At 66.9% G+C, this 12,311-nt stretch carries 10 protein-coding genes; 6 read left to right on the top strand and 4 right to left on the bottom strand.

The features are described from left to right. Window positions 1-46: 46 nt before the first annotated feature. Window positions 47-898: a pirin family protein gene (locus tag ACSYHF_RS14905; RefSeq protein ID WP_053499689.1), complete on the top strand. Its 852-nt coding sequence runs from the start codon at window positions 47-49 to the stop codon at window positions 896-898. A gap of 128 nt (window positions 899-1,026) precedes the next feature. On the opposite strand, the gene ACSYHF_RS14900 is transcribed toward ACSYHF_RS14905, so the two are convergent. The 4 genes from ACSYHF_RS14900 to ACSYHF_RS14885 all read right to left on the bottom strand — a co-directional run bounded on the left by ACSYHF_RS14900 (window position 1,027) and on the right by ACSYHF_RS14885 (window position 6,116). Beyond that, a complete protein-coding gene (locus ACSYHF_RS14900) occupies window positions 1,027-1,485 on the bottom strand; it encodes a hypothetical protein (protein WP_032954397.1) in 459 nt (152 codons plus the stop codon). Between the two features lie 196 nt (window positions 1,486-1,681). Beyond that, window positions 1,682-2,401 (bottom strand): aquaporin Z, encoded by a 720-nt coding sequence (gene aqpZ / locus ACSYHF_RS14895; protein WP_069139993.1) that lies wholly within the window; start codon window positions 2,399-2,401, stop codon window positions 1,682-1,684. Between the two features lie 121 nt (window positions 2,402-2,522). Next, window positions 2,523-3,386: a pirin family protein gene (locus tag ACSYHF_RS14890; protein ID WP_005418267.1), complete on the bottom strand. Its 864-nt coding sequence runs from the start codon at window positions 3,384-3,386 to the stop codon at window positions 2,523-2,525. A 666-nt stretch (window positions 3,387-4,052) separates the two neighbouring features. Then, the gene (locus tag ACSYHF_RS14885; protein ID WP_005418265.1) at window positions 4,053-6,116 is read right to left on the bottom strand and encodes a 3-hydroxyacyl-CoA dehydrogenase NAD-binding domain-containing protein; all 2,064 of its coding nucleotides are present in this window, start codon (window positions 6,114-6,116) and stop codon (window positions 4,053-4,055) included. Between the two features lie 235 nt (window positions 6,117-6,351). Between ACSYHF_RS14885 and rpoE the strand changes: the two genes are divergently transcribed. From rpoE to lepB, 5 genes are all read left to right on the top strand, one after another. After that, window positions 6,352-6,972 carry an RNA polymerase sigma factor RpoE gene (gene rpoE, locus ACSYHF_RS14880; protein WP_005418256.1) on the top strand — a complete coding sequence of 207 codons (621 nt, stop codon included), beginning with the start codon at window positions 6,352-6,354 and terminating at the stop codon, window positions 6,970-6,972. Next, window positions 6,969-7,850, top strand: coding sequence for a sigma-E factor negative regulatory protein (locus ACSYHF_RS14875; protein WP_065179471.1), 882 nt, complete (start codon window positions 6,969-6,971; stop codon window positions 7,848-7,850). Before rpoE ends, ACSYHF_RS14875 begins: the two co-directional genes overlap by 4 nt. Window positions 7,851-7,924: 74 nt before the next feature. Continuing rightward, on the top strand, window positions 7,925-9,463 hold the full coding sequence (locus ACSYHF_RS14870; RefSeq protein ID WP_111174641.1) for a DegQ family serine endoprotease: 1,539 nt from the start codon (window positions 7,925-7,927) through the stop codon (window positions 9,461-9,463). 182 nt (window positions 9,464-9,645) lie between these two features. Continuing rightward, window positions 9,646-11,439 carry a translation elongation factor 4 gene (gene lepA / locus ACSYHF_RS14865; protein WP_005418237.1) on the top strand — a complete coding sequence of 598 codons (1,794 nt, stop codon included), beginning with the start codon at window positions 9,646-9,648 and terminating at the stop codon, window positions 11,437-11,439. Between the two features lie 54 nt (window positions 11,440-11,493). Beyond that, window positions 11,494-12,288 (top strand): signal peptidase I, encoded by a 795-nt coding sequence (gene lepB / locus ACSYHF_RS14860; RefSeq protein WP_005418234.1) that lies wholly within the window; start codon window positions 11,494-11,496, stop codon window positions 12,286-12,288. Window positions 12,289-12,311 lie beyond the last annotated feature (23 nt).

Raw genomic sequence — 12,311 nt, 5'->3', positions numbered from 1 at the left:
CAGTGCGGCGTCCATCTTCAGTGGCATCCATCCAACAGGAGTCGCCATGAGCTTTCCCGAACCGGTCCGCGTGCTGCGGACCATCCGTGGCATGCCCACCTCCGACGGTGCCGGAGTGCGCCTGACCCGCGTCATCGGTGGCCCGACGCTGCCCGACCTCGATCCGTTCCTGCTGCTCGATGAATTCGGCACCGACCGCGCCGAGGACTACATCGCCGGTTTCCCGGAGCATCCGCACCGCGGATTCGAGACCGTCACCTACATGCTCGACGGGCGCATGCGGCATCGCGACAACCATGGCAACGAAGGCCTGCTGACCCCGGGCAGCGTGCAGTGGATGACCGCTGGCCGCGGCCTGGTGCACTCGGAGATGCCCGAGCAGGAAAGCGGGCAGATGCGTGGCTTCCAGCTGTGGGTGAACCTGCCGGCGAAGGAGAAGATGACCGAGCCGAAGTACCAGGAGTTCGCGCCTGAGCGGATTCCGGTGGTGCACCCGGAAGCGGGCGTGGAGGTGAAGGTGATTGCTGGCACGGTCGATGGCACCCGCGGCCCGATCGTGCAACCGGCCACCGACCCGCTCTACCTCGACATCACGCTGGCGCCCGACCGTGCCTGGACCTATGCGCTGCCGGAAGGGCACAACGCCTTTGCGTACGTATTCGAAGGTGGCGTGACCGTGGGTGAGCAGGACGCCGCGCGCGACGTCGCCCGCCAGGAACTGGCGGTGCTGGGCGGTGGCGAGCAGTTGCACATCTCGGCCGGCAATGAAGGCGCGCGCCTGATCCTGGTGGCCGGCCGTCCGCTGCGCGAACCGGTGATGCGCCACGGGCCGTTCGTGATGAACACGCGGCAGGAACTGATGCAGGCCTTCGTCGATTTCCAGGAAGGCAAGTTCTGACGTAGTACCGGCCGCTGGCCGGCAACTGCCTCGCATGAAGGCGGATCGGGGTGCCGGCCAGCGACCGGCACAACCGTTGGATGGGGTCGCGCTGCGGGGATGCTGCCAGGCAGTCATCCCCGTCATCCTCAGCGCCCGGCGGCCACGGCCGACGGGGTCAGGCTCATGCCCTGCGCCAGCTGTTGCAGTGACCCCAGCTCCTGCGCGCTGTCCGGATACAGCGAAATCTGCGCGTAACGCCCCTTGTCGAGCTTGACCACGCTGATGCGCCGTTCGGCATACCCCGGCGGTTGCTGACCGCCCAGGTCGGGCTGGTACCAGTACAGCGATTCACCGCCGAAGCTGCCTTTTTCCTGCCGCAGCGAGCGGTTCAGCGGAATGGACGGGTCACGCGCGCTGAGCATCAGGCTCAGCACTTCGCGGCCATCAGGGGTGCTGGCGCGGCAGACCAGGAAATCGGCCTGCACCTGCTGCTGCCACTGCAGACCGCTGCTGGCCGGCAGCGAAGGACATTCGGACGGCGCCTGCGCGGCGGCGTGGGCCGCAGCGAAAAGCAGGCTCGACAACATGACAGGCACGAACTTCATGCATCCCCCAAGGTGATGAATTGGTTGGCTTCGCCAGCAGAGCCGACGACCATGGCATCCCATCCCCGGACGCCCCCCATCCGGCATGTGCACGGACGGTCAACTCAACCTTAACGGAACGTGAGCAATCGCACAATTCGCGGTTGCAAGCGCAACCATTGCGGCCGAGGGTCGGCCGCAATGGTTGCTGCGGGGATCAGCGGTCGTTGCCGATCCACTTGTAGATCAGGCCGCCAATCGCGCCACCCAGCAACGGGGCGACCCAGAACAGCCACAACTGGCTGACCGCACCGCTGCCGGCGAAGAAGGCCACGGCCGTGGAGCGGGCCGGGTTCACCGAGGTGTTGGTGACCGGGATGCTGATCAGGTGGATCAGGGTCAGCGACAGGCCGATCGCCAGCGGGGCGAACCCGGCCGGTGCCTTGCCGTGGGTGGAACCCATGATCACGATCAGGAACACCGCGGTCAGGACCACTTCGCACAGGAAGGCCGCCGCCACGCTGTAACCACCGGGCGACAGCGCGCCATAGCCATTGCTGGCGAACGCACCGGCCTGGCTGCCGTCGATGGCGAAGCCACTGGCGCCGGAGGCGATCTGCAGCAGGATGAAGCCGGCCAGCAGGCCACCCGCAACCTGGGCGATGATGTACGGCACCAGGTCCTTGGTCGGGAAGCGGCCACCGGCCCACAGGCCGACGCTGACCGCCGGATTGAAGTGCGCGCCAGAGATATGGCCGAACGCATAGGCGCCGGTCACCACGGTCAGGCCGAAGGCGAGCGCCACGCCGAGGAAGCCGATACCCAGCGGATTGCTGTCACCACCGAACTTGGCGGCCAGCACTGCACTGCCACAGCCACCCAGAACCAGCCAGAACGTGCCGAGGAACTCGGCGGACAAGCGTTTACCCATGCTCATGTATTGCACTCCTTTGACGGTCGAAAGTGTGATTTATGTCACATTTCAATGATCAGCGGGTGACTGTAGCGTCAACGCCGGGTGCAGGAATACACCCTCGGATGTGTGCAACACGCGATGCTCAGTACTGCGGCAGCGGGATGAACTCCTTGTCGTCGCCGGGGATGGTGCCGAAGCGACCGGCTTCCCAATCGTGCTTCGCCTGCTCGATACGCTCTTTCGAGCTGGACACGAAGTTCCACCACAGGTGGCGCGGGCCATCCAGCGGCTCGCCACCGAACAGCATCGCCTTCACCGGTGTCTTTGCGCGCAGGCGGCCGCGTGCGCCGGCTTCGGGGATGACCAGGTGCTGTGCGGGAATGTCCACGCCATCCAACTGCGCGTCGCCCTCAAGGATGTACAACGCGCGCTCGCGGTGACCGTCGTCGATGTCGATTTCCGCGTCCGGGTCCAGATCGATCGCCACATTGAGCGTATCGGCGAACACTTTCACCGGCGATTCCTCGCCATAGGCGCGGCCAGCGATCACCCGAAGCCAGGCACCCTTGCGGCGCTGCTCGGGCAGGGTGGCAGCGGCATGGTGATAGAACGCCGGCTCGATTTCCTCATGCGACTTCGGCAACGCGACCCAGGTCTGCATGCCGTGGATCGGGTTGTCATGGTCGCGGTCCGATTGTGGCGTGCGTTCGGAATGGGCGATGCCGCGGCCGGCGGTCATCCAGTTGACGTCACCGGGACGAATGACCTGATCCGAGCCCAGGGTGTCGCGGTGGCCGATGGCGCCCGACCACAGATAGGTAACCGTGGCCAGGCCGATATGCGGATGCGGGCGCACGTCGATGGCGGTGCCGGGGTGCATCAGTGCCGGGCCCATCTGGTCGACGAACACGAACGAGCCGATGCTGCGCGCCTGCAGGGTGGGGACGGCGCGGCGGACTTCGAGGCCGCCGATGTCGTGCACGCGCGGGGCGATGATGGTGGTCATGCGGGCGTTCTCGCTGGCAGGGATCAGGTGGTCAGCATCGCATGCGGCTGTGACGGGGACATGCCTCGTATGGGTAACAGGGTGTTCCAGCCAACGGCGCAGCCCCTCGTGGCTGGTTGCTTGGTCGCTGAAGGCAGAAGCAAAAGCAGAAACCGCGCTTGGCCGGGCGGGTGGGTGGCGCAGGACACGCCGTAAACCCGTCCATGGGGGCTCGATGGCGCCATCCATGGCGCCAACGGTCCTGCGCAACCCACCCGCCCGACCTCTGACAGTTTCCGTGTGCGTCCAGCCACGGAGAAGAAAATAGAAAATCAAAATCAAACGCCGGTCGCTTCGCTCTTGGTGTCGACCAAGGTCGACACCCGCCAGTTCGTAATGATCCGTGCTGAACAAGGTCGACACCTACAGCCATCGCAGTTCACCCACCGTCACCGGGAAACTGTCAGGGGTGGGGCGGTGTCGGGTTGCGGGGTGTCCGCGGCATGGATGCCGCGGCCAAGCCCCCAAGGACGGGTTTACGGCGTCCCCGCAACCCGACACCGCCCCGCCCAACAAACAGAAAAGCCAGAGCCGGCTGTTGCTCTGGCTCTGGCTCTGGCTCTGGGTTTGGCTTTTGCTTCGGCGGTTGCCTCTGCGGGTGCCGGGCCGCAGGCCCGGCCGATCAACTCAAACCACTGGTTCGCGCAGGGCGGGGTTGTCCCAGCCCGGGCGCGGGGCGAAACGGTCGCCGTGGCGCTGCTGCAGCGCCTTCAACCGCTCGACGATCGCATCGGCACCGACCGCACGGATGTGCTGGATCGGACCGCCGCGGAACGGGGCGAAACCGGTGCCGAAGATCACGCCGGCATCCAGCAGGTCCGCATCGGCCACCACGCCTTCATGCAGGCACGCCACTGCCTCGTTCAACAGCGGCAGGATCAGGCGGTCTTCCAGGTCGGCCGGGGCCTGGTAGTCGCTGGCCACGTCCGGCTTCTTCGGCTTGCCGTTTTCCCAGGTGTAGATGCCCTGGCCATCCTTCTTGCCACGCTTGTCCGGTTCCACCGTCTGCAGCGCGGCCGGAATCTGCAGGCCCAGGAACGGTGCCAGTTCGCGGCCGACTCCGGCGGCCACGTCCAGGCCGACGGTATCGATCAGTTCGATCGGGCCCATCGGCATGCCGAACTTCACTGCGGCCTTGTCGATCACCGGGCCCGGGACGCCTTCGGCGTAGGCGGTGGCCGCTTCCAGCATGTACGGGAACAGCACGCGGTTGACCAGGAAGCCCGGACTGCCGGCCACCGGCACCGGGAACTTGCCCAGCGCCTTGCAGAACGCGGCCAGGCGGCGCTCGGTCTCCGGCGCCATGCCATCGTGGTGGATGATTTCCACCAGCGGCATCTGCGCTACCGGGTTGAAGTAGTGCAGGCCGGCGAACTGCGCCGGGCGCTGGATGTGATCGCGCAGTTCCACCAGTGGGATCGACGAGGTATTGGTGGTCAGCAGGGCGTCCTGCTTCATCTTCGGTTCCAGCGTCTGGTACAGCGCACGCTTGGCTTCCGGGTTCTCGATGATCGCCTCGATCACCAGATCCGCTTCGGCAACCCCATTGCCTTCCAGGTCGGCACGCAGGCGTGCGGCCACGGCGGGGCGCTTGCTTTCGTCGCGCACCTTCTTGGCGAACAGCGCCTGCGCGCGTTCCATGGCCGGGTCGATGAAGCGCTGCTCGCGGTCCTGCAGGGTCACCTCGAAGCCCTTGTAAGCGGCCCACGCGGCGATGTCGCCGCCCATCACGCCGGCGCCGACCACGTGCACGTGACGGATGCCGGAATCACCACTGCCCAGGCCCTTCAGTCGCTCGGTGAGGAAGAAGATACGGATCAGATTGCGCGCGGTCGGTGTACTGGCCAGCTTGACCACGGCGCGCCGCTCGGCGTCCAGGCGGGCCTGGATGGGCTTGCCGCCACTGCGTTGCCAGGTGCTGATCAGCGCGTACGGCGCCGGGTACTGGTCCTTCTTCGCCTTGCGTGCGACCTGCTTGACCATCTGCGGCGCCAGCAGCCTGCGTGCCAGCCAGGTGTTGGTGGCCCATGCCGTCGCGCGCTGCTTGAACGGGCGGGTGGTGCCGGACAGCGCCAGCGCGACGGCGGTGTCGAGCACCACCGCTGGCGCCACCACCTTGTCGACCAGGCCGATGCCACGCGCGGCCGAGGCCGACAGGGTGCGGCCGGTCAGCATCAAGTCCATTGCCGCCGGCGCGCCCACCAACTGCGGCAGGCGGGCGCTGCCGCCCCAGCCCGGGAAGATGCCAAGCTGGGTTTCCGGCAGGCCGATGCGGGTGCTGCTGTCATTGGACGCCACGCGGTAGCGGCAGGCCAGCGCCAGTTCGGTGCCGCCTCCCAGGCAGTGGCCGTGGATCGCCGCAACGGTGGGGCAGGGCAGCTCGGCCAGCTTCTGATAGGTGGCCTGGCCACGACGGATCGCGTCATTGACGGTGCCGCGACGGTCGAATTCCTGGAACTCCTTCAGGTCGGCACCGGCAATGAAGCCGGCCTTCTTCAGCGACTGGACCACCACGCCCTTGGGTGGGTCCAGCGCGATGCGCTCAAGCAGGTCGCCCAGCTCCAGCAGCACGTCCTGCGACATCGCGTTGACGCTGCTGTCCTGACGATCCAGGGAGAGAACCACCACGCCGTCGTCGCGGATCTCGGGGTGCCAGTGGCTGAAGCGGAGACCATCGAAGCCTGAAAGCATGGACGTTCCATCCGGTTGTGTATGGAGAAGCGGCTATGATCCAGAGGTTGTTTCCCTCGCGTCAAATCCCAATAGCAGGGGAGTGGCGCCCCCGGATCCATGGCCGTGGACCGGGACGCTAACGGAACGGTGGTTAAAAGCTGGTGCGGCGCCAGGTGATCGGCGACTGAACTTTTCCCGGGATTGGCAGTCTCATTGCCCGACGTCGGTTGGGCTGACAGGAGTGCGGCCCCTCATGGCCGAGGTTGATACACCACAGGAGCTGGATCTGGAACTGGTCCGGCGCGTGCAGCACGGCGAGAGTGCCGCCTTCGATGTCCTGGTGCGCAAGTACCAGCATCGGGTGGTGGCCCTCGTCGGTCGCTACATCGCCGACTGGAGCGAATGTCAGGACGTCGCCCAGGACACTTTCATCCGTGCCTACCGCGCGATCGGGAGTTTCCGTGGCGATGCCCAGTTCTCAACCTGGTTGCATCGAATCGCCGTGAATACCGCCAAAAACTACCTGGCTTCACACAATCGACGGCCGCCGACCGATGACATCGACATCGGCGATGCCGAACAGTTCGACAGTGGTACGCGCCTGCGTGACACCGACACGCCCGAACGCGAGTTGATGCGCCAGGAGCTGGAACAGACGGTGATGAAGGCCGTCAACGCGCTGCCGGAAGAACTCCGGTCAGCGATCACCCTGCGCGAGGTGGAAGGCCTGAGCTACGAGGATATCGCGCAGAAGATGGGGTGCCCGATCGGCACGGTGCGTTCACGGATCTTCCGGGCGCGCGAGGCGATCGACACCGAACTCCGGCCGCTGCTGGACATCGGCAGCGCCACCCGTGAGAAGAGCCGCGTATGACCAGTAACCCGTTCAACGAATCGCAGAACCATCAATCGCCCGCCGGGCAGCGCCTGGACCAGCGCCATCGCGAGCAGCTGTCGGCCCTGGTCGATGGCGAGCTGGGCGCCGATGAAGCGCGTTTCCTGCTGCGCCGGATGGAGCACGACCCCGAGCTGGCCGGTTGCCAGGAGCGCTGGCAGCTGCTGGGCGACGTGATGCGCGGGCAGGCGTCGGCACTGGCTCCGGCCGGGTTCAGTGCCGCCGTGGCTGCCGCCATCGCGGCCGAGCCGACGCCGCAGGCCGAGCCGCGTCGCCAGGTACGTCGCAGTGGCTGGCGGGCCTGGGGCGGCGGCGCGGCTCTGGCCGCATCGGTTGCTGCGGTCGCCCTGTTCATGGGGGGCGAGAAGCTGAAGGAGGCCACTCCCGGCGAGCCATTGGCCCCCCAGGTGATCGCCAGCCAGGCGGAACTGCCGCCGGCGCCGACCTCGCCGGCCCCGGTGACCGAAGCATCGGTGGATACCGCCGCGATGGCCGTGGCGGCGGCGCCGGCTGTGGCGATGGCTGCTACCAGCCGTCGCCAGGACGCCCGCCGCGCCAGTGCAACCCGCAGCCAGCAGGCTGCGCGTGCCGCCCAGCGCGATGACGCTCCGCAGCGCGCCATCGCCGCCGTGCAGGCACCGCTGGCTCCGACCGTACCGGCCAACGCCAACCGCAACCTGCCATTCGGCGAGGTCGGCGGGCTGCAGGCCCGGCCGTGGCCGCGCTCCAGCCTGGCGCCGACCGCAGGTGGCGCGCTCAATGCCAGTTTCCCGGCCCGCGCCGGCGGTGCCGCGTTCTACCCGTTCGAGCCGCGCCTGCAGGACGACCTGCCGGTGCCGCCGCGCCCGCGCGACTGAGCCGGGCGCCTTCACGCCCCGCCGTCGGCGGGGCCCGTATTCCTCTTTCCATCCGACCCGGAGGTTGCCGTCCGATGACTCCCCGACTTCGCACGCAGGCCATTGGCCTGCTGGCCCTGACCCTTCCCCTGGTGGCCTGCGCGCAGGCGCCGGCGCCTGCGCCTGCCGCCCCGGCCCAGCCTGCGCCGGCCGCGGCGCCGCGGGCGCCTGCACAACCGCTGGTCAGCGGCCTGCCCGACTTCACCAACCTGGTCGAACAGGTCGGCCCGGGCGTGGTCAACGTCGACACCACCATCGTCCGCAACAACCGCCAGGCCTCGCGCGGCCCGATGGGCGACGATGACATGCCCGAGTTCTTCCGCCGCTTCTTCGGCCCTGACTTCCCGATGCCGGGGCAGGGGCCGGGTGGGCAGGATGGCGGTCCCAGCATCAAGGGGCGTGGCATGGGATCGGGCTTCATCATCTCGCCCGATGGCTATGTACTGACCAACTACCACGTGGTGGCCGACGCCAGCGAGGTGAAGGTCAAGCTGGGCGACAGCCGCGAGTTCACCGCCAAGGTGGTGGGCAGCGACCAGCAGTACGACGTGGCCCTGCTCAAGATCGATGGCAAGAACCTGCCCACCGTGCGCGTGGGTGATTCCAACACCCTGAAGCCGGGCCAATGGGTTGTCGCGATCGGCTCGCCGTTCGGCCTCGACCATTCCGTTACCGCCGGCGTGGTCAGCGCCGTCGGTCGCAGTACGGGGGGGCCTGACCAGCGCTACGTGCCGTTCATCCAGACCGACGTGGCGATCAACCAGGGCAATTCCGGCGGTCCGCTGCTGAACACCCGCGGCGAAGTGGTCGGCATCAACTCGCAGATCTTCTCGGCCTCCGGCGGCTACATGGGCATCAGCTTCGCGATCCCGATCGACCTGGCGATGAGCGCGGTCGAGCAGATCAAGAAGAGCGGCAAGGTCACCCGCGGCCAGCTCGGCGCGGTGGTCGAACCGATCGATTCGCTGAAGGCGCAGGGACTGGGCCTGCCGGACAGCCGCGGCGCGCTGGTCAACCAGATCGTGGCCGGCAGTGCGGCCGCCAAGGCCGGCGTGCAGGTGGGCGATGTCATCCGCTCGGTCAACGGCAGCGCGGTCAACAGCTGGTCCGACCTGCCGCCGCTGATCGGTGCGATGGCGCCGGGCAGCAAGGTGAACCTGGTGGTTTACCGCGACGGCAAGCCGCATGAGCTCAGTGCCACGCTGACCGCACTGAGCGAGGACGGGCAGGGCAATGCCCGCGGGCCGTCGGCTGGCGCTGGCGAGGCGGCTCCGCAGACCGGTGCCAACGCCCTGCTGGGGCTGGACGTCAGCGACCTGAACGCGGCCCAGCGCAAGCAGCTGGGGCTCAACGGCAATGAAGGCGTGCGCATTACCGGGGTCAAGGGCCAGGCAGCACGCGATGCCGGCCTGTCGCCGGGCATGGTGATCCTGCAGGTCGGCCGCACTGCGGTCGGCAGCGTCGATGCCCTGAACCGGGCGTTGTCCAGCTTCAAGAAGGACGACGTGGTGATGCTGCTGGTCCGCACGGCCAACGGCAACAGCGCCTTCGTGGCGGTGAAGGCCGGCCAGTAAGGCCCCTGCCAGGGCCGCTTCGGCGGCGCCGGCGCCGCCCCCGAAGCCCCGCCCCGGCGGGGCTTCGTCCGTTCTGGCCCCGGTCCGATGAGGCAGTTTTCGCGGCCGGGCGCCGGGCATGCGATAATCGACCGTTACCCTGACGACGCCGCGCGCCGCCGCCACCTATGTCTTCTGATTCGATGCGGAACATCCGCAACTTCTCCATCATCGCCCATGTCGACCACGGCAAGTCCACGCTGGCCGACCGCATCATCCAGCTCTGTGGTGGCCTGCAGGCCCGCGAGATGGAAGCGCAGGTGCTCGACTCCAATCCCATCGAGCGCGAGCGTGGCATCACGATCAAGGCGCAATCGGTGTCACTGCCGTACCTGGCCAAGGACGGGCAGACCTATCACCTGAACTTCATCGACACCCCCGGCCACGTCGACTTCTCGTATGAAGTCAGCCGCTCGCTGGCCGCCTGCGAAGGCGCGCTGCTGGTGGTCGATGCGGCGCAGGGCGTGGAAGCGCAGTCGGTGGCCAACTGCTATACCGCAGTGGAGCAGGGCCTGGAAGTGGTGCCGGTGATCAACAAGATCGACCTGCCCACCGCCGACATCGAGCGCGCCAAGGCCGAGATCGAGGCCGTGATCGGCATCGACGCCTCCGACGCCGTGCCGGTCAGTGCCAAGACCGGCCTCAACGTGCAGGACGTGCTGGAGGCGATCGTCCATCGCATCCCGCCGCCGGTGCCGCGCGACACCGACAAGCTGCAGGCGCTGATCATCGACTCGTGGTTCGACAACTACCTGGGCGTGGTCTCGCTGGTGCGCGTGATGCAGGGCGAGATCAAGGCCGGTGACAAGCTGCAGGTGATGTCGACCGGCCGCAACCACCAGGTCGACAACGTCGGCGTGTTCACTCCCAAGCGCAAGGTGCTGCCGGCGCTGCGTGCCGGTGAAGTGGGCTGGGTCACCGCCAGCATCAAGGACGTGCATGGTGCGCCGGTCGGCGACACCCTCACCCTGGCCGGCGATCCGGCGCCGAAGCCGCTGCCGGGCTTCCAGGAAATGCAGCCGCGCGTGTTCGCCGGCCTGTTCCCGGTCGATGCCGAAGACTACCCGGACCTGCGCGAAGCGCTGGACAAGCTGCGCCTGAACGATGCCGCGCTGCGTTTCGAGCCGGAAAGCTCCGAAGCGATGGGCTTCGGCTTCCGCTGCGGCTTCCTGGGCATGCTGCACATGGAGATCGTGCAGGAGCGCCTGGAACGCGAATACAACCTGGACCTGATCAGCACCGCGCCGACGGTGGTGTATGAGGTCCTGAAGACCGACGGCTCGGTCATCAACATGGACAACCCGGCCAAGCTGCCGCCGGTGAACCAGGTCGAGGAGATCCGCGAGCCGATCATCCGCGCCAATGTGCTCACTCCCGAGGAATACATCGGCAACATCATCAAGCTGTGCGAAGAAAAGCGCGGCAGCCAGATCGGCATCAACTACCTGGGCAGCCAGGTGCAGATCAGCTACGAGCTGCCGATGGCCGAGGTGGTACTGGACTTCTTCGACAAGCTGAAGTCGGTCAGCCGTGGCTATGCCTCGCTGGATTACCACTTCGTGCGCTTCGACGCGGGCCCGTTCGTGCGCGTTGACGTGCTGATCAACGGTGACAAGGTCGACGCACTGTCGCTGATCGTGCACCGCAGCCACGCCGACCGCCGCGGCCGCGAGCTGTGCGAGAAGATGAAGGACCTGATCCCCCGCCAGATGTTCGACGTGGCCATCCAGGCTGCCGTCGGCTCGCAGATCATCGCCCGCACCACGGTCAAGGCGATGCGCAAGAACGTGCTGGCCAAGTGCTATGGTGGCGACGTCTCGCGCAAGAAGAAGCTTCTGGAAAAGCAGAAGGAAGGCAAGAAGCGCATGAAGCAGGTCGGCCGCGTGGAGATCCCGCAGGAAGCGTTCCTGGCCGTGCTGCAGATGGACAACAAGTAAGCCCGCACCGGCCTCGCGGGGCCGGTCGTCTGGTGACGTTGCAAAGGACCCTGAATGAAACTGTTTGAGATCCTCCTGGTCGTGCTGACCCTGGCCTCGGGCCTGATCCTGCTCGCCGACAAGCTGTACCTCGCCAAGCGCCGCGCCCAGCGCGCGGGCCTGCTCGACACCGAGCCGGTGCTGGTGGACTACTCGCGTGCATTCTTCCCGGTGCTGGCGATCGTGCTGATCGTGCGCAGTTTCATCGCCGAGCCGTACAAGATCCCGTCCAGCTCGATGATGCCGAACCTGCTGATCGGCGATTTCATCCTGGTCAACAAGTTTTCCTACGGCCTGCGCCTGCCGATCAGCAACACCAAGATCGTCCCCTTCGGCGAGCCGTCGCGCGGCGACGTGGTGGTGTTCCACTTCCCCGGCCACAGCGACAACGATCCGGCCAAGGGCGAGAACTTCATCAAGCGCGTGATCGGCGTGCCGGGTGACACCGTGGTCTTCGAAGGCGACGGCGTGATCCTCAATGGCGAACCGCTGAAGTACGACAACAAGGGCATCTATGCCGGGCACAAGGGCCAGGGCGAGGGCGCCAACCTGCTGGTCGAGCACCTGCCGGGCCGTACCCATACCGTGCTGGAGACCGACTATCCGCGTGGCCAGGGCCAGTGGACCGTACCGGCCGGCAAGTACCTGGTGATGGGCGACAATCGTGACAATAGCGACGATGGCCGCTTCTGGGGCCTGCTGCCGGAAGAAAACCTGCGCGGCAAGGCCTTCCTGATCTGGCTGAACTGCCAGGGCTGGTTCTGCAAGGATGGCTTCGAGCCGTCGCGGATCGGCTCGAGCATCAACTGAGTACCTTCACATCCAACGCGTAT

Source organism: Stenotrophomonas maltophilia group sp. P373, assembly GCF_053295075.1.
This window is presented reverse-complemented; position numbering and strand designations above follow the sequence as displayed.

Excerpts from the sequence above, each read along its gene's own strand:
- lepA (WP_005418237.1), top strand. The coding sequence starts at position 9,646 with ATGCGGAACATCCGCAACTTCTCCATCATCGCCCATGTCGACCACGGC.
- ACSYHF_RS14890 (WP_005418267.1), bottom strand. The coding sequence starts at position 3,386 with ATGACCACCATCATCGCCCCGCGCGTGCACGACATCGGCGGCCTCGAA.
- ACSYHF_RS14885 (WP_005418265.1), bottom strand. The coding sequence starts at position 6,116 with ATGCTTTCAGGCTTCGATGGTCTCCGCTTCAGCCACTGGCACCCCGAG.
- ACSYHF_RS14905 (WP_053499689.1), top strand. The coding sequence starts at position 47 with ATGAGCTTTCCCGAACCGGTCCGCGTGCTGCGGACCATCCGTGGCATG.
- ACSYHF_RS14870 (WP_111174641.1), top strand. The coding sequence starts at position 7,925 with ATGACTCCCCGACTTCGCACGCAGGCCATTGGCCTGCTGGCCCTGACC.
- rpoE (WP_005418256.1), top strand. The coding sequence starts at position 6,352 with ATGGCCGAGGTTGATACACCACAGGAGCTGGATCTGGAACTGGTCCGG.
- aqpZ (WP_069139993.1), bottom strand. The coding sequence starts at position 2,401 with ATGAGCATGGGTAAACGCTTGTCCGCCGAGTTCCTCGGCACGTTCTGG.
- ACSYHF_RS14875 (WP_065179471.1), top strand. The coding sequence starts at position 6,969 with ATGACCAGTAACCCGTTCAACGAATCGCAGAACCATCAATCGCCCGCC.
- lepB (WP_005418234.1), top strand. The coding sequence starts at position 11,494 with ATGAAACTGTTTGAGATCCTCCTGGTCGTGCTGACCCTGGCCTCGGGC.
- ACSYHF_RS14900 (WP_032954397.1), bottom strand. The coding sequence starts at position 1,485 with ATGAAGTTCGTGCCTGTCATGTTGTCGAGCCTGCTTTTCGCTGCGGCC.